Source organism: Kiloniella laminariae, from assembly GCF_027214005.1.
GTDB classification, from domain to species: domain Bacteria; phylum Pseudomonadota; class Alphaproteobacteria; order Kiloniellales; family Kiloniellaceae; genus Kiloniella; species Kiloniella laminariae_A.
This window is the reverse complement of sequence record NZ_JAPWGY010000002.1, coordinates 702,115-718,203: the sequence shown is the minus strand read 5'-3', so window position 1 is coordinate 718,203 and position 16,089 is coordinate 702,115. Positions and strand designations below refer to the sequence as shown.

Genomic DNA, 16,089 nt, shown 5'->3' with positions numbered 1-16,089 from the left:
TGAAAAATGAACGCAGGATTTGAATAAACAGATGGCACAGACAAAAAAAATTCCAGCAACAGTGATCACCGGATTTCTGGGTGCAGGCAAAACCAGCACAATCCAACACCTGTTGAAAACAGCCGGTGGGCGCAAGCTGGCCCTGATCATCAACGAGTTTGGCGATCTGGGGGTGGACAGTGATATTGTCAAAGGCTGTAACATCGAAGGCTGTAATGACGATGATGTGCTGGAACTGGCCAATGGCTGTATCTGTTGCACCGTGGCCGATGATTTTATCCCGACAATCGAAAAATTGCTGAACCGGGAAACCCCGCCGGACCACATTATCATCGAAACATCCGGGCTGGCCCTGCCAAAACCCCTGGTCAAGGCCTTCAACTGGCCGGAAATCAGAACCCGTGTGACGGTGGACGGGGTGATTACCCTTGTTGACGGACGTGCGGTTGCCGACGGGCTCTTTGCCTCTAACCCGCAGGCGATTGAAGCCCAGCGGGCAGCCGATGATAATCTGGATCACGAGAGCCCGCTGGAAGAGCTGTTTGAAGAACAGCTGGCCTGTGCCGACATGGTGGTGATCAACAAGTTTGATCTGCTGGAAGAAGGCGACATGGACAAGGTTCTGGCGGCGGTGCACAAGGAGATCCGCCCGGAAGTGAAAATCGTCAAGATTGCCCATGGCCAGATCGATGCCTCTGTCCTGCTGGGGCTGGAAGCTGCAGCAGAAGATGATCTGGACTCGCGCCATTCGCATCATGATGACGGCCATGAGCACGACCATGATGATTTTGAAAGCTTTGCTGTCGAGTTTGGTGAGATCAATGACCCGGAAGCGCTGATCGCAAAGTTGCTGCCGATTGTTGCCAAGCATGAAATCCTGCGGATGAAGGGTTTTGTGGCCGTTGCGGGCAAAGACATGCGTCTGGTCATCCAGGGCGTGGGCAGTCGCTTCCAGCATTATTATGATCAGGAATGGTCTGATACAGCCACACGTCGCAGCCGTCTGGTGGTGATCGGGGATCATGATATGGACGAAGCGACAATCCGGGCCGAAATCACAGCCTGAGTGAAGGTTACCTGTCTGCCAGAGGGGGATTGAGACCTCCTCTGGCAGACCATTACAGGCGAAGAGAAGAAATTTATGCATCTGTTACAAGCCCAGCCCGGAATGATTGCCGACGGTTCCGAAGCCGTTGATCTGGGGCAGTCACCCGGTGATATCCTTATCCTTTCTGCTGCAGATACCGAACTGGCCAGTCTGGTCCAGGCCCGGCAGCTTCTGGGAGAAGCGTATCCGTCGTTGCGCCTGGCTAATCTGATGCAGCTGTCCCACAACATGTCGGTCGATCTTTATGTCGAGGATATGGTGGCGGAGGCAAAATTTGTTGTCGCCCGTATTCTGGGGGGGATCGGCTATTGGCCCTATGGGGTGGAGCAGCTCAGATCTGTCTGCAAACAGAAAAACATTCCGCTGGTGCTTCTGCCCGGCGATGATCAGCCCGATGCCGAGCTGGCCGCCTATTCAACAGTTCCCCAGGAAACATATCACCGGATCTGGCAGTATTTTATCCATGGCGGACCGGATAATGCGCGGAATTCACTGTGTTATCTGGCGTCCTTGTCGGGTGCGGCATGTGAGTGGGTTGAACCCAAACCCCTGTTGCGGGCCGGGGTTTACTGGCCGGGTCTGGATACCCCCGATATCGACGATCTGAAAGAACAGTGGATTGAGGGCGCGCCGGTTGCCGCGATTGTGTTCTATCGGGCTTTGCTGCAGGCCGCGAACCTGACCCCGGTTGATGCCCTGGTGCAGGCCTTGCGCGACAAGGGCGTGAACCCGATGCCGATCTATTGCTCTTCGCTCAAGGAGCCGCTGTCAGCGGGAATTGTCAGCAACTATCTGTCCGGGGCCGGGACCGGTATTATCCTCAATGCCACCGGTTTTGCCATTTCAACACCGGGCGCCGAGCGCAAGGAAACGCCGTTTGATGTGGTTGACTGTCCGATCCTGCAGGTGATTTTCTCAGGCGGAAACGAAGCGGGCTGGCGTGACGGTCTGAGCGGCCTTTCCGCGCGGGACATTGCCATGAATGTGGCGCTTCCCGAAGTTGATGGACGTATTCTTTCACGCGCGGTTTCCTTTAAATCCGAGGCGCGTTTTGATGCGCTGACCGAATGTTCCGTGGTCAGCTATCAGGAAGTGCCGGACCGGATCGTCTTTGTTGCCGAGCTGGCGGCGAACTGGTTGCGGCTGCGCAATTGTGAGCCCGCCGGGCGCAGGGTGGCCCTGATCATGGCAAACTATCCCAACCGGGACGGGCGCATGGGCAACGGGGTCGGGCTGGATACACCTGCCGGAACCATTGAGCTGCTCAAGGCAATGGCCGGGGCGGGATATGACGTTACGGACATTCCCGCCAATGGAAACGCGCTGGTTGAACGCATGGCCGAAGGACCGACCAACGCGGCGGTGGATGGCCGGATCATTCGGGAGACCCTGTCGCTGCCTGCCTATCAGGCCTTTTGGCAGAGCCTGCCGGAAGCCGTGCGCGAGGCCGTGGAAAGTCGCTGGGGCGGACCGGAGAAAGATCCGTTCTTCATGCCGGAGCAATCGGCCTTTGCGGTGTCGGCCTTTCACTGTGGCAAGATTATCGTCGGATTACAGCCTGCCCGCGGGTATAACATCAATCCGGTCGAGACCTATCACTCGCCGGATCTGGTGCCGCCGCATGGTTATCTGGCTTTCTATGCCTGGTTGCGCCAGCAGGAACAGGTTCATGCCATTGTCCACATGGGCAAACACGGCAACATGGAGTGGTTGCCGGGAAAATCGCTGGCGCTGTCGAAGGAATGTTTCCCGGAAGTTGTTTTCGGGGCGATGCCGCATCTCTATCCCTTTATTGTCAATGACCCGGGCGAGGGCACCCAGGCCAAGCGCCGGGCGCAGGCGGTTATCATCGACCATCTGACGCCGCCGCTGGCCCGCGCGGAATCCTATGGACCGCTGGCGGATCTCGAGCAGCTCTGTGATGAATATTATGAAGCCGCCGGGGTTGATCCACGCCGTCTGAAGCTGTTGCGGGACGAGATCCTGAAGCTGACCCAGCGCATCGGGCTGGACAAGGACTGCGGCATTTCCGAACAGGACGATGAAGATGCTGCCCTGTCCAAGCTGGATAACTATCTTTGTGAGCTGAAGGAAATGCAGATCCGCGACGGGCTGCATATCTTTGGACAGTCGCCGGACGGGCGTTTGCTGCACGATCTGCTGGTGGCGCTGACCCGTTTGCCCCGCGGCGACGGCAAGGGCGGGGATGCGTCCCTGATCCGGGCGCTGGCGAGGGATCTGGGCTTTCCGATAGAATTTGACCCGCTGGACTGTCGTTTTGGCGATATCTGGGAGGGGCCGAAACCGGAGGTGCTTCAGGCTGAAGGCAGCTGGCGAACCAAGGGAGATACGGTCGAGCGTCTGGAAATTCTGGCGGTGAAGCTGGTCTCTGGCGCTGCTGACGTGCCTGAAGACTGGCAGGCAACAAAGGCGGTTGTGGCAAAAATCAAAGCGCATCTCGACCCGATTGTCCGCTCCTGTGGGGCCAGTGAAATCGAGGGTGCCCTGCGCGGGTTGAACGGACAGTTTGTCGAGCCCGGCCCCTCGGGTGCCCCGACACGCGGCAAACCGGATGTGCTGCCAACCGGGCGCAATTTCTATTCGGTTGATTCCCGGGTGGTGCCAACGCCGGCGGCCTGGCAACTGGGCTGGAAGTCCGCCAACCTGATGATCGAGCGTTACCGCCAGGAAAACGGCAGCTGGCCCAAACGTATGGTTTTGTCAGCCTGGGGCACATCAAACATGCGTACCGGGGGCGATGATATCGCCCAAGGGCTTGCCCTGATGGGGGTGCAGCCGCAGTGGGAGCCGACATCGCGTCGGGTGATCGGCTTTGAAATCCTGCCGCTGTCGGTGCTGGATCGCCCGCGCGTGGATGTGACCCTTCGGGTTTCCGGGTTTTTCCGCGATGCCTTTCCGGCCCAGATTGATCTGTTTGATTCTGCGGCCCGGGCGGTCGCAGCGCTGGATGAGCCAGAGAAAATGAACCCGCTGGCGGCGCGGGTATCGAGCGAAAAAGCCGAACTGATGGCGCGGGGGCTGGATGAAAAGTCTGCAGCACAACGATCGGGCTATCGGGTTTTTGGCTCCAAGCCCGGTGCCTATGGCGCGGGACTGCAGGCCCTGATTGATGAACGCGGCTGGGAAAGTGATGCTGATCTGGCCCGGGCCTATGTCGCCTGGGGCGGCTATGCCTATGGCAGTGGCGGGAATGGAGAAGCCGGACACAGCCTGTTTGAAAATCGCCTGCGCGATGTCGAGGCGGTGGTGCACAATCAGGATAACCGCGAACACGACCTGCTGGATTCAGATGATTACTATCAGTTTGAAGGCGGGGTGACCGCGGCGATCCGCCATCTGTCCGGGGCGCAGCCTGTGGTCTATCACAATGACCATTCCAGGCCGGAAAGTCCCCAGATCAGGACCCTGCAGGAAGAGATCGCCCGGGTGGTCCGCGCCCGTGTGGTCAATCCCAAGTGGATCGAGGGCGTGATGCGCCACGGTTACAAGGGGGCCTTCGAGATGGCGGCGACCGTTGATTACCTTTTTGCCTTTGCCGCCACGGCGAAAGTAGTTGAGGATCATCACTTTGATGCCGTGTTTGATGCTTATCTGATGGATGGCACCGTGCGCGAGTTTCTGGAACAGAACAATGCCGCGGCCCTGAAGGAAATGGCGGAACGTCTGATCGAGGCGCAGGACAGGAACCTGTGGAAGGCGAAATCGAATTCGGCGCGGGCTTTACTGGAACAGCTTGCTGCGCGTTAATTTAAGACAGAAATAAACAGGATTGGGAGAAACAGAATGTCCGAGGCAGAAAACCAGCAGGACGAGAGCACCCTGGATCAGGCTGCTTTTGAGCGTGCAAATGAAAAATCGCGGAAGCGCAAGGCCGCCAGAGACAAGATGCTCTCGAGCAAGGTTAATGAGAAAGGCCTGATCATCGTTCATACCGGCAAGGGCAAGGGCAAGTCCACCGCTGCTTTTGGTCTGGCGACCCGTGCCGTGGGCAACGGCATGAAAATCGGGGTTGTCCAGTTCGTCAAAGGCAAGTGGGAAACCGGCGAAAAATACGTGCTGGAAAAATTCCCCGATCAGGTCGAGATGTATGCTCTGGGCGAAGGTTTTACTTGGGATACGCAGGATCGGGCGCGGGATATCGCCGCCGCCGAGAAGGCCTGGGAAAAGTCCAAGGAAATGATCGAAGCCTGTCGGGGAGAAAACCCGAAGTACAACATGATCATTCTGGACGAGCTGAACATCACCCTACGCTATGACCATCTGGTGCTGGAAGAGGTGATTGATTTCCTTGAGGACAAGCCGGAAGACCTGCACATCGTGATCACCGGGCGCAACGCCAAGGATGAAATGATCGAGATTGCCGATCTGGTGACCGAGATGACCCTGGTGAAACACCCCTTCCGCGATCAGAACATCAAGGCCCAGCGTGGCATCGAATTCTGATCTGCGATAAAGCTGCTGCGAGAAGGGCGGATTTTTCCGCCCTTTTTCTTTGCCGTAAAGATGTCTAGGCTCCTGATCAAATCAAGTCAGGTTTGTTTTCAGGAGTAGAGAATGTTTTTTGAGCCGGGGCACCATCTGGAACAGGGATTGCCGCATAACCCTTTCAAAGGCTGTGTTCTGCCGCGCCCGATTGCCTGGATCTCCAGCCAGTCCGCAGCGGGGGTCTGTAACCTTGCGCCTTTCAGTTATTTTAATGCCTTTTCCGACGAGCCGCCAATTATCGGGGTGGGTTTTTCCCCTGATGGCCGCGAAGAGGGGATCAAGGACAGCTTGCGTAATATCCTCGAGACCGGAGAGTTCGTGTTTAATCTGGTGTCGTGGGAACAGCGCACTGCCATGAACGAAAGCTCAAAGCCAGTACCTTTTGATCAGGACGAATTCGAGGCGGCGGGTCTGGAAAAATTGCCGTCGAAACTGGTGACACCGCCACGGGTCAAGGGGGCGCCGGTACATTTTGAATGCCGGTTGTTCAAGTCGCTGGACCTGCCAGCCAATGCCGCTGGTCAGCATTCGACGATGGTTCTGGGCGAAGTTGTCGGCATCCATATTGACGAATCCTGTCTGACCGACGGTCTGGTTGATGCGACCAAGATGCGTCCGCTGGCCCGCCTGGGTTACCAGGACTACGCTGTCATCAACGAAGTTTTCCAACTGGTACGACCAAAAGCCGGGTAACCTCTCTAGACTGATCAATCCTGCGAGCGAGTCGCGGACGATCCCGGGGGGAATGAAATGGAACAGTTGTTGACCTGGACAGAATTCCAGCTGCCGGAATTCTGGATGGTGCTGGCTTGTGGCCTTGTGGCAGGGCTGTGTCGGGGATTTTCCGGCTTTGGCCTTTCTGCCCTGATCGTGACCTCCCTGACCCTGATCCTGCTTCCGGCAGAGGTGGTGCCGATTGCATTGTTGCTGGAGATGATTTCCAGTCTGGTGATGGCACGCATGACCTGGAGCGCGATTCACTGGTCGCTGTTGCGTCTGCTGTTGGTCGGTGCTGCCGTTGGGGTGCCGGTTGGGGTTCTGATTCTCAAGTTTATTGCACCGGATCCCTTGCGGATTGCAATTTCCCTGAGTGTTCTGCTCGCGAGCCTGCTGCTGTTCTTTGGTCGATCAATTGTCCTGCGCGAAACCGGGGGGCGGAATTTTTCCGTTGGCCTGCTTTCCGGTCTGGCCAACGGAGCAGCGTCAATCGGTGGTCTGCCCGTGGCGATCTATATGATGGCGGCGGCCCTGCCTGCCGAAGCGGTGCGGGCGACGCTCAATCTCTATTTCCTGCTTCTGGATGCTTATGGCACAGGGGCGCTGATCTTAGCCGGATTGCTGGACCTGGTGACCCTTGCCAGAACCGCGGTGCTGGTGCTGCCGGTCCTTTTGGGGATCTGGTTGGGCCATAAAATCTTCAAACGCAGCTCGGCCCTGCACTATCGTTATTTTGTGCTTTTCCTGTTGATGGTTCTGGCGTTGCTGGGGTTGGTAAAAAGCCTGCTTTGATCACAGCAAGGCAGGCAGCAGCAAGGCGGCAACAGTGGTCAGCATCCAGAACCCTGCACCGAGGTAAAGCTTGAGGGCCTGACGGATATCCGGGGCATCGAGATCCTTGCGCCCGCCGTCCCCCATAAAGGGGTCATTGACAACATAACCGGGATAGGTTCGTGGACCTGCCAGGGCAAAACCGAGTGCCCCGGCCACCGCGGCCTCCTGCCAACCGGCGTTGGGCGAGCGATGCAGTCCGGCGTCGCGAAACATGATCTTCAGGCCGCGTCGGGCAGACGCGCCGGGCACAAGCAAGGCGGCTAGGACAAAAAACAGTCCGGCGAGGCGGGCCGGGATCAGGTTCACAACATCGTCAAGCCGGGCAGCAAACTTGCCAAAAGCTTCGTAACGCTCGTTCTTGTGACCGATCATACTGTCGAGGGTGTTGACCGCCTTGTAAGCGCAGATGCCGGGCAGGCCAAAGAGCGCAAACCAGAAGACCGGGGCAACAACGCCGTCGGAAAAATTCTCGGCCATGCTTTCTATGGCGGCGCGGCTGATCCCGGCTTCGTTGAGGCTGTCCGGGTCGCGCCCGACGAGATGCCGGATGGCCAGACGCCCCGGTTTCAGGCCGAGAGCAAGTTCTGTTGCAACATGCTGTACCGCCTTGCCCAGCCCGCGATAGGCAATCAGGCTGGAGGCAAGAAGCGATTCGATAATCCAGCCATGGGGGACTTGCCCTAGAAGGTATGAGAGTATAAGACCGACAGCAGTGCTGGCCGTGATAATTGTAAGGGCCAGTACCGTTCCGAGGATTATTCTGGCGAAGCGAGATTTTTTTGGCTGGTTGAGCCAGCTTTCCATAAATTCTATGGCTTTGCCGATAAGAACGACGGGATGGGGAACGATCTTGTAAAGACGTGCCGGATCACCGACTGCCGCATCGATCACAATGGCGGCTATCAGGGTTAGGACGGGTAAAAAAAGCGGCTCTTGGAGCAAATAGGACAATAACATGGCGTGACAATGTTAGCGCTGTTGTTCCAGGTCAAGTACTCGTGTGCGTGGATAGATAAAAATACTGTACGAGGTGGCCGTAGATGTCACCGTCAGATAGGAAGAGATGAGAAAATGGCAGAGAACGGAACCAAGATTGGCGTGATGGTCTGTGGGCATGGCAGCCGTGATGAAGGCGCTGTGCGTGAGTTCGAGTCTGTTGCCCGTGGCATCCGTGAGCGTCTGCCCCAGTATGTGGTTGATAGTGGCTTTCTTGAGTTCGCAACACCGATTATCCGCACCGGTCTGGATAATCTGCGCGAAGCCGGACACGATCTGGTCCTGGCAATTCCGGGTATGCTTTTTGCTGCCGGTCATGCAAAAAATGATATTCCTTCGGTCTTGCGGACCTATGAAGCCCAGCATCCGGCAATGAAAATCGAATACGGGCGCGAGCTCGGCATTGATACCAAACTGATCGCAGCAGCGGGTGCACGTATCCAGGAAGCTGTTGACGCGGCGAATCAGGAAAAGGGTGAGGTGCCGATCCATGAAACCATGCTGATGGTGGTCGGGCGCGGTGCATCTGATCCAGATGCCAATTCCAATGTGAACAAGGTCATGCGCCTGTTGTGGGAAGGTTTTGGTTTCGGCTGGGGTGAAGTCTGTTATTCCGGTGTGACCTTCCCGTTGGTCGAGCCCGGTCTGGAACATGCAACGAAGCTCGGGTACAAACGCATCATTGTTTTTCCGTATTTCCTTTTTACCGGGATACTGGTCAAACGGATTTATGACTACACGGATGTGGTTGCGGAACGCCATCCGGATATCGAGTTTATCAAGGCGCCTTATCTGTCTGATCACCCCAAGGTTCTGGATGCCTTTGCCGACCGGGTTCAGGAAATTCTCGACGGTGCGAACCTGATGAACTGCAAGCTCTGCAAATATCGCGAGCAGGTTCTGGGCTTTGAAGCTGAAATCGGCCTGCCGCAGGAAAGCCACCACCACCATGTGGAAGGGATCGGGACGGGACCAGCCGCAGCAGATGGTCATGATCACAGTCACGATCATTCACATGATCACGCGCACTCTCATGATCACGACCATGAACATGCTCATTCACATGGTCACAGTCATGATCACAGCCACGATCACAGTCATGGGCACGACCATGCACATGGGCATGCTCACGGGCATGATCACCACCATCATCCCTATCCCCATGCAGATCATCCGCTGGGGCCAGTAACGATGAAAAAGGGTGCCAAGGGCGTCTAGTCAGGGGCGAGGGGGAAGCTGTATGTCTGTTACCTATGACTATATTCGTGATCCGCAAGAGATCTACCGCCAGTCGTTTGCCCAAATTCAGGCGGCGGCTGATCTGAGTGCACTGCCTGCTGATATTGCAGATGTTGCCATCCGAATTATTCATGCCTGCGGGATGCCTGAGGTCTTGGATGAATTGGCCTGGACCAATGATGCGGCTGCCAAAGGCCGCGCAGCCCTGAAAGCTGGTGCACCGATCATTGCCGATTGTCGCATGGCGATGGACGGCATTATCCGCAATCGCCTGCCTGCAGATAATGCGGTGCTTTGTCCTTTGACGGATGAACGGGTGCCGGATCTGGCGCTGGAGATCGGCAACACCCGCTCTGCTGCAGCTGTCGAGCTGTGGCGGGAACATCTTGAAGGTGCTGTCGTTGTAATTGGCAATGCCCCGACGGCGCTGTTTCATCTGCTGGAAATTTTACACGACGGCGCGCCCAAACCATCGCTGATCCTCGGATTTCCTGTCGGTTTTGTTGGTGCCGCGGAATCAAAGGAAGCCTTGATCGAAGCAAATATCGGGGTACCCTACATGACATTGCGCGGACGGCGGGGCGGCAGTGCCATTGCCTCGGCTGCGCTGAATGCGGTGGCAAAGGATAACCAATGACGCAGGCGGCCTGGTTGACAATACTGGGGATCGGGGAAGAGGGGCTTGATAGCCTGACACCCGTTGCCCGCAGTCTACTGAATCAGGCTGAGGTTGTTGTCGGCGGAGAACGTCATCTTGCCATGCTTGGCGAAGATCCCCGGGAGCAGCTTGTCTGGGGTTCTCCCTTTTCGGCGATGATTAAAACTGTACTTGCCCGTCGTGGTGAGAAAATCTGTGTTCTGGCAACGGGTGATCCTATGTGTTTTGGCGTCGGGGCAACCTTTGCCAAACAGTTACCTGCCGAAGAAATGCAGGTTGTGCCGGGAATTTCAGCCTATTCTCTTGCCTGTGCCCGTCTTGGCTGGCCCTTGATGGAAGTTGATCTTCTGACACTGCATGGCCGGCCCTTAAGCCTGTTGCAAAGCCACATACAACCCGGCGCGCGTCTGTTGATGCTCAGTGAAAATGGCAAGACACCGGGAGAAGTCGCCGATCTTCTGACCGAGCGGGGTTTCGGGGACAGCCGGATCACGGTGCTGGAACATATGGGGGGAGAGAGCGAACTGCGGATGGAGGGCGTTGCCCACTGTTGGGATCATCCCGCTGCAGCTGATCTGAATACGATTGCCGTTGAATGCATTGCCACACGTCACGCCCGCGTTTTTGCCACTACACCGGGATTGCCGGATGATGCTTTTCTTAACGATGGGCAGATGACCAAAAGGATTGTCCGTGCGGCAACCCTTGCGGCATTGACACCTGTTCCCGGCCAGTTGCTTTGGGATCTGGGCGCTGGTTGTGGTTCGATTTCGATTGAATGGATGCGTGCGGCGCGGGGCGCAAGGGCTGTTGCAGTAGAGCGTAACAGTGAACGCCTGACGATGATTGCGTCAAATGCGCAGGCACTGGGCACCCCTTTTCTTTCTGTTCATGATGGTGCCTTGCCGTCGGCTTTGGTGCAGTTGAGTGAAAAGGGTGAGCGCCCCGATGCAATTTTTGTTGGCGGCGGTGCAACCAGCGAAGGGCTTTTTGAACATTGCTGGCAGTTATTAAATCCCGGAGGGCGCTTTGTCGCCAATGTTGTGACGCTTGAAGGGGAGAACTGTCTCTATGAGTGGCATAAAAAAGTCGGGGGAGAGCTGAACCGTATTGCGGTCAGTCATGCTTCTCCTGTAGGACCTTATCACGGCTGGCGCTCTGCCATGACCGTGACCCAGTTTGTGGTAACGAAAGAATATGGCCAATAAAACGTCAGGAAAGTTATATGGTGTCGGGATTGGTCCCGGCGATCCTGAACTTCTCACTCTCAAAGCTCTGCGCCTGATCCAGGGCGCGCCTGTGCTGGCCTATCCGGCACCGGATGTGGGCGACAGTCTGGCCCGCTCGATTGTGGCGGATCATCTGCCCGGCGGCCAGGTCGAATATCCGATCCGTATCCCGATGGTGACAGAACGTTTCCCGGCGCAGGATGTTTATGACAAGGCGGCTGAAGATCTGAGTGTCTATCTGGAAGCAGGACAGGATGTGGTCGTGCTCTGTGAAGGTGATCCCTTCTTTTACGGGTCGTTTATGTATCTTTTCGGCCGGATGATGGAACGTTTCGAGGTCGAGGTGGTGCCGGGAGTGTCATCGTTGATGGCCTGTGCCGCGATGGTCGGGGCCCCGCTTGCAGCCCGTAATGATGTGATGACGATCATTCCCGGACCGGTGGATGCCGAGATTATGAAACAGCGCCTGCGCAATGTGCAGGCGGCGGCGATCATCAAGGTAGGTCGCCACTTTGAAAAAATTCGCAGCATTCTGGAAGAACTGGACCTGGTTGATTGCGCCCGTTATGTGGAGCGCGCGACCATGGACAATCAGAAAGTAATGCCCCTGAGTGAAGTCGGTGATGCCAAGGCACCCTACTTTTCAATGATCCTGATCCACAAACGTGGTGAAGCCTGGACACTGTAATGACGCAAAAATTTGATCACTCTCCTGCTTTTGTTGCCCTGACGGCTGAAGGCGCAAAGTTGGCCCGTCGCCTGCGCGATGCTTTTGGTGCCGGTGAAGTTCACGGTCGCAGCGGTCGTGTAGACGGCGCTGATGTGACCTTTGACGAAACCATCAGCCATCTGCAATCGCTGTTTCGCGAAGGTCGCGCCATTGTCGGAATCTGTGCTGCCGGGGTCTTGATCCGCGCTCTGTCGCCGCTGCTGGCTGACAAACGGGCAGAACCTCCGGTGTTGGCGGTTGCCGAGAACGGCTCAGCCGTTGTGCCGCTTCTGGGCGGACACCACGGAGCCAACGACCTGGCAAAAGCCTTGTCCGCCCAACTGGAAATTACAGCAGCCATTACAACGGCATCAGATAACCGTTTTGGCATTGCCCTGGATAATCCGCCCGCGGGCTGGAAGCTGGGTAATCCCGCAGATTATAAAGCCTTTATGGCAGAGGTTCTGGCGGGTGCTGCGGTGCGTCTTGTCGGGGAAGCTGACTGGATCAAGACAGGAAATCTGCCACTTGCCGCAGAGGGTACCCTGACGATCACTGTTACAGAAAAAGCAATCGCCGGGTCGGAAAAGGAGCTGGTGCTGCATCCGGCGGTGTTGTCCCTTGGGGTTGGCTGTGAACGCAACGCCGATGCAGCAGAGCTTTCGGCATTGGTGCAGGAAACCCTCAGGGCTGAAGGTCTGTCACCAAAAGCGGTTGCGGCGGTTTTCTCGATTGATGTGAAAGCTGATGAAACAGCGGTTCAGGCATTGGCGGCTGAACTTGATGTCCCGGCACGGTTTTTCCCGGCTGCAACACTTGAAGAACAGACCCCCCGGCTGGCAACGCCTTCTGATGTTGTCTTTGCCGAAGTTGGCTGTCACGGCGTGTCCGAAGGATCAGCCCTTGCAGCGGTTGGGGCCTCGGGAAAATTACTGGTTGCCAAGCACAAATCGAAACGGGCGACCTGCGCCGTTGGTCAGGCCGCAGATATCATTGAGCCCTCTACACTGGGGCAGGCACGGGGCAAGCTTTTTGTCGTTGGTCTGGGACCCGGTGACCAGTGCTGGCGTGCGCCAGAGGTTGATCGTGTGGTGCGGGGGGTGACCGATCTGGTCGGGTATCATCTTTATCTCGATCTGCTTGGTCCCTTGGCCGAAGGCAAAGGACGCCATGGCTATGAGCTGGGTGAAGAGGAAATGCGCGTGCGTATTGCTCTTAATCTTGCGGCGGAAGGACGGTCTGTGGCGCTGGTCTGTTCCGGTGATCCGGGCATCTATGCCATGGCTGCACTGACGTTTGAGCTGCTGGATCGCGGGAATCGTGCCGACTGGAACCGCGTTGCCATTCAGGTGACTCCTGGAATTTCCGCACTGCAGGGAGCGTCAGCCCGCATTGGTGCGCCGCTTGGACATGATTTCTGCACCATTTCCCTGTCTGATCTGCTGACACCATGGGAAGCCATTGAAAAGCGTCTGAACGCTGCGGCGCAGGGTGATTTTGTCATTGCGTTCTACAACCCGGTGTCCCGTCGCCGGACCCAGCAATTGACCACCGCAGTCGAAATTTTGCTGAAACACCGTCCGGCGGATACGCCTGTGATGCTGGGCCGCAATCTGGGCCGCGAAGGCGAGAGTATGACAGTGCTGCGGCTGGATGAATTGACGTCGGATCAGGTCGATATGCTGACCGTGGTTCTGGTCGGGTCCTCGACATCGCGCCGGATTGAAAAGTCCGACGGCTCCTGCTGGGTTTACACTCCGCGTGGATACGAGAAAAAAGCCCATCTCTATGATGATTTTGACAAGACGGGCGAAGTTAAAGCGATAACAGAAGGATCAGCGGCATGACGGTATATTTCATTGGTGCGGGTCCCGGTGCGCCTGATCTGATTACCATTCGCGGACGTGACCTGATTGCCCGCTGCCCGGTCTGTCTCTATGCCGGATCCCTGGTGCCGCAGGGGGTGATTGACTTTGCCCCTGAAGGTGCCTTGATCAAGGATACCGCACCGATGAATCTGGACGAGATCATCGCCGACATGGTCGAGGCCCATAAAGACGGCAAGGACGTTGCCCGGGTGCATTCCGGCGATCCCTGTCTCTATGGATCGGTCGCCGAGCAGATGCGCCGCCTTGATCAACAGGGTATCGACTATGAAGTGGTCCCGGGGGTATCGGCCTATGCGGCGGCTTCTGCCGTGATCCAGAAAGAACTGACGCTGCCGGAAGTCAGCCAGTCGATTATCCTGACCCGTACCGCGATGAAATCGTCGGCCATGCCGAACCGTGAAGACCTAGATACCTTTGGTAAATCAGGGGCAACGCTTGCCATTCATCTGTCGGTGCGCAACCTGAAGCACGTTCAGGAAACCCTGATTCCGCATTATGGGGAAGACTGTCCGGCGGTGATCGCCTATCGCGTGACCTGGCCGGATGAGCTGATTATCCGCTGTACCCTCAAGGACCTGCGCGAAAAAGCACGGGAAGCCAAGATTACCCGCACCGCCCTGATCCTGGTGGGTCATGTTCTGGCCGAGGAAAAAGACTTTATCGACAGCAAGCTCTATGATCCGGACTTTGTCCACGTCCTGCGTCTGGGCAAGGACAAGAAAAAAGCCGCTGCCGTCGAGCTGGAAGCCAATGTGCCCGGTGGATTGGACTGATTTTATTTGTCACAAGAAGATTGAATTTACAGAAGAGAGGAAAGCTGACCAGCTTTCCTCTCTTCTGTTTTTTGCTTTGAGTAAATTTTTTGGGGGGGATATGAGAGAGGCTTTACGGCAGAAAATCATCCAGGTCTGCACTGCCAAGATAGAGAAAAAGGGACCGGGAGTAGGGCTTTCCTTTTATGCCTTTTTTGCCAATAAAAACGACGATCCCGCGCTTTTGATGGAAGCGGCACAGTGGTGGATCATGACCCATAAGCTGGATCACTTCGAGAAGGCGCTCAAGATCAGGGAAATGGTTGAAGCCGGGAAATAACAGTCTCAAACCAGAGAAAGAAGCCGTTTTTCCGGTGTCCTTGTCCCGGGGTGTATTTTTCCTTTTGCTTAACTTCTCTCGGGCATCATGGCTGCTGTGGCGCGGTCATTGTGGTCCTTCTGGCAAGGATCAGATGGGGTAACAAGTTCTAACGGGCTTCGGGTAATAGATCGTCGGTGGTGTGTGATGCTGTTTGGTCGAATGATCTTTGGCGGGTTGTTTTTTGCAATCATACTTTTCCCGTGTTTTGCCGCACAGGCTGTGGAGCCGACGGTTTTTACCTCACGGGGACCGGAAACGGCTCTTGATCGCCGCTATGAATATCAGCATCAATTGCTGGAGTTGGCGCTTGAAAAAACCATTGCGGAATTTGGCCCCTATCGCCTGGAGAGATCAAAAATCGGCGCAAATACCAAGCGTGCGATGATTGAAGTTGAAAAAGGATCTTATCAAAATTTCTTTGTTGCCAATGCCGTCACGGTTGAACGGATGCAGGAGATGGTGGCAGTCCCCTTTCCCATAGATCTGGGAATATTGGGGTATCGCGTGTTTTTTGCTTCTGAACAGACCTGTGAGAGGTTGCGTCAGGTTACGACCCTGGAACAGTTGAAAAAGTTCACCATGGTCCAGGGGATTGGCTGGGGAGATACAAAAATTCTTAAACAGGCAGGTTTCAGGGTGACTGAAGCCAGTGATTATCACGGCATGTTTCAGATGGTGGCCAATAACCGGGCGGATCTTTTCCCGAGAGGAATCAACGAGTTTTTGCGGGAGTGGGAAGTCAATCGCGAAGTCGAGAACCTTTCCTATGATACTCAGTTGATCCTCTACTATCCCTTTCCAAAGTTCTTTTATACAGCAAAAGGCAACGAAGCCCAGGCGCAGCGGATTATGACCGGCCTGATTGCGGCCTATGACGACGGGTCGCTGCTGAAGCTTTGGCAATCAGAATATCAGGCGAGTATCGACAGGATCAACCTGTCCTCTCGCCGGATACTTTCGGTCGAGAACCCTGAGCTGGACAGAATTGACCCTGCCTATAAAAAATATTTCTATCTTCCAAGTCAGGTTCTGACCCAGTAGGGGCTGCCACGCCCTGTTCTTGCTGATTT

At 56.0% G+C, this 16,089-nt stretch carries 14 protein-coding genes; 13 read left to right on the top strand and 1 reads right to left on the bottom strand.

Annotated features, from left to right (window positions below):
• The first annotated feature begins 31 nt into the window (after window positions 1–31).
• The 5 genes from cobW (at window position 32) to O4H49_RS08040 (ending at window position 7,123) form a co-directional block, all read left to right on the top strand.
• Complete coding sequence (gene cobW, locus O4H49_RS08060; RefSeq protein WP_269422916.1) at window positions 32–1,066, top strand: cobalamin biosynthesis protein CobW; 1,035 nt, start codon at window positions 32–34, stop codon at window positions 1,064–1,066.
• A 75-nt stretch (window positions 1,067–1,141) separates the two neighbouring features.
• Window positions 1,142–4,876 carry a cobaltochelatase subunit CobN gene (cobN, locus tag O4H49_RS08055; protein WP_269422915.1) on the top strand — a complete coding sequence of 1,245 codons (3,735 nt, stop codon included), beginning with the start codon at window positions 1,142–1,144 and terminating at the stop codon, window positions 4,874–4,876.
• Window positions 4,877–4,912: 36 nt separating this feature from the next.
• Complete coding sequence (gene cobO, locus O4H49_RS08050) at window positions 4,913–5,572, top strand: cob(I)yrinic acid a,c-diamide adenosyltransferase (RefSeq protein ID WP_269422914.1); 660 nt, start codon at window positions 4,913–4,915, stop codon at window positions 5,570–5,572.
• Between the two features lie 111 nt (window positions 5,573–5,683).
• Window positions 5,684–6,307 carry a flavin reductase family protein gene (locus O4H49_RS08045; RefSeq protein WP_269422913.1) on the top strand — a complete coding sequence of 208 codons (624 nt, stop codon included), beginning with the start codon at window positions 5,684–5,686 and terminating at the stop codon, window positions 6,305–6,307.
• A gap of 57 nt (window positions 6,308–6,364) precedes the next feature.
• A complete protein-coding gene (locus O4H49_RS08040) occupies window positions 6,365–7,123 on the top strand; it encodes a sulfite exporter TauE/SafE family protein (RefSeq protein ID WP_269422912.1) in 759 nt (252 codons plus the stop codon).
• On the opposite strand, the gene cbiB is transcribed toward O4H49_RS08040, so the two are convergent.
• On the bottom strand, window positions 7,124–8,122 hold the full coding sequence (gene cbiB, locus O4H49_RS08035) for an adenosylcobinamide-phosphate synthase CbiB (RefSeq protein WP_269422911.1): 999 nt from the start codon (window positions 8,120–8,122) through the stop codon (window positions 7,124–7,126). It lies immediately after the preceding gene.
• 114 nt (window positions 8,123–8,236) lie between these two features.
• Between cbiB and O4H49_RS08030 the strand changes: the two genes are divergently transcribed.
• The 8 genes from O4H49_RS08030 to O4H49_RS07995 all read left to right on the top strand — a co-directional run bounded on the left by O4H49_RS08030 (window position 8,237) and on the right by O4H49_RS07995 (window position 16,060).
• Complete coding sequence (locus O4H49_RS08030) at window positions 8,237–9,379, top strand: sirohydrochlorin chelatase (RefSeq protein WP_269422910.1); 1,143 nt, start codon at window positions 8,237–8,239, stop codon at window positions 9,377–9,379.
• A 22-nt stretch (window positions 9,380–9,401) separates the two neighbouring features.
• On the top strand, window positions 9,402–10,037 hold the full coding sequence (locus O4H49_RS08025; RefSeq protein WP_269422909.1) for a precorrin-8X methylmutase: 636 nt from the start codon (window positions 9,402–9,404) through the stop codon (window positions 10,035–10,037).
• On the top strand, window positions 10,034–11,266 hold the full coding sequence (cbiE, locus tag O4H49_RS08020; RefSeq protein WP_269422908.1) for a precorrin-6y C5,15-methyltransferase (decarboxylating) subunit CbiE: 1,233 nt from the start codon (window positions 10,034–10,036) through the stop codon (window positions 11,264–11,266). Before O4H49_RS08025 ends, cbiE begins: the two co-directional genes overlap by 4 nt.
• Window positions 11,256–11,975 carry a precorrin-2 C(20)-methyltransferase gene (locus O4H49_RS08015; protein WP_269422907.1) on the top strand — a complete coding sequence of 240 codons (720 nt, stop codon included), beginning with the start codon at window positions 11,256–11,258 and terminating at the stop codon, window positions 11,973–11,975. The genes cbiE and O4H49_RS08015 overlap by 11 nt, the downstream gene beginning before the upstream one ends.
• Window positions 11,975–13,843, top strand: coding sequence for a precorrin-3B C(17)-methyltransferase (gene cobJ / locus O4H49_RS08010; RefSeq protein WP_269422906.1), 1,869 nt, complete (start codon window positions 11,975–11,977; stop codon window positions 13,841–13,843). The genes O4H49_RS08015 and cobJ overlap by 1 nt, the downstream gene beginning before the upstream one ends.
• Window positions 13,840–14,658 (top strand): precorrin-4 C(11)-methyltransferase, encoded by an 819-nt coding sequence (gene cobM, locus O4H49_RS08005; RefSeq protein WP_269422905.1) that lies wholly within the window; start codon window positions 13,840–13,842, stop codon window positions 14,656–14,658. The genes cobJ and cobM overlap by 4 nt, the downstream gene beginning before the upstream one ends.
• A gap of 100 nt (window positions 14,659–14,758) precedes the next feature.
• Window positions 14,759–14,977 (top strand): DUF6500 family protein, encoded by a 219-nt coding sequence (locus O4H49_RS08000; protein WP_269422904.1) that lies wholly within the window; start codon window positions 14,759–14,761, stop codon window positions 14,975–14,977.
• 186 nt (window positions 14,978–15,163) lie between these two features.
• Complete coding sequence (locus tag O4H49_RS07995; RefSeq protein WP_269422903.1) at window positions 15,164–16,060, top strand: hypothetical protein; 897 nt, start codon at window positions 15,164–15,166, stop codon at window positions 16,058–16,060.
• Window positions 16,061–16,089: the final 29 nt, after the last annotated feature.

What these genes read in the sequence shown, in the direction of transcription:
- cobW (WP_269422916.1), top strand. Translation starts at nt 32, where the DNA reads ATGGCACAGACAAAAAAAATTCCAGCAACAGTGATCACCGGATTTCTG.
- cobN (WP_269422915.1), top strand. Translation starts at nt 1,142, where the DNA reads ATGCATCTGTTACAAGCCCAGCCCGGAATGATTGCCGACGGTTCCGAA.
- cobO (WP_269422914.1), top strand. Translation starts at nt 4,913, where the DNA reads ATGTCCGAGGCAGAAAACCAGCAGGACGAGAGCACCCTGGATCAGGCT.
- O4H49_RS08045 (WP_269422913.1), top strand. Translation starts at nt 5,684, where the DNA reads ATGTTTTTTGAGCCGGGGCACCATCTGGAACAGGGATTGCCGCATAAC.
- O4H49_RS08040 (WP_269422912.1), top strand. Translation starts at nt 6,365, where the DNA reads ATGGAACAGTTGTTGACCTGGACAGAATTCCAGCTGCCGGAATTCTGG.
- cbiB (WP_269422911.1), bottom strand. Translation starts at nt 8,122, where the DNA reads ATGTTATTGTCCTATTTGCTCCAAGAGCCGCTTTTTTTACCCGTCCTA.
- O4H49_RS08030 (WP_269422910.1), top strand. Translation starts at nt 8,237, where the DNA reads ATGGCAGAGAACGGAACCAAGATTGGCGTGATGGTCTGTGGGCATGGC.
- O4H49_RS08025 (WP_269422909.1), top strand. Translation starts at nt 9,402, where the DNA reads ATGTCTGTTACCTATGACTATATTCGTGATCCGCAAGAGATCTACCGC.
- cbiE (WP_269422908.1), top strand. Translation starts at nt 10,034, where the DNA reads ATGACGCAGGCGGCCTGGTTGACAATACTGGGGATCGGGGAAGAGGGG.
- O4H49_RS08015 (WP_269422907.1), top strand. Translation starts at nt 11,256, where the DNA reads ATGGCCAATAAAACGTCAGGAAAGTTATATGGTGTCGGGATTGGTCCC.
- cobJ (WP_269422906.1), top strand. Translation starts at nt 11,975, where the DNA reads ATGACGCAAAAATTTGATCACTCTCCTGCTTTTGTTGCCCTGACGGCT.
- cobM (WP_269422905.1), top strand. Translation starts at nt 13,840, where the DNA reads ATGACGGTATATTTCATTGGTGCGGGTCCCGGTGCGCCTGATCTGATT.
- O4H49_RS08000 (WP_269422904.1), top strand. Translation starts at nt 14,759, where the DNA reads ATGAGAGAGGCTTTACGGCAGAAAATCATCCAGGTCTGCACTGCCAAG.
- O4H49_RS07995 (WP_269422903.1), top strand. Translation starts at nt 15,164, where the DNA reads ATGCTGTTTGGTCGAATGATCTTTGGCGGGTTGTTTTTTGCAATCATA.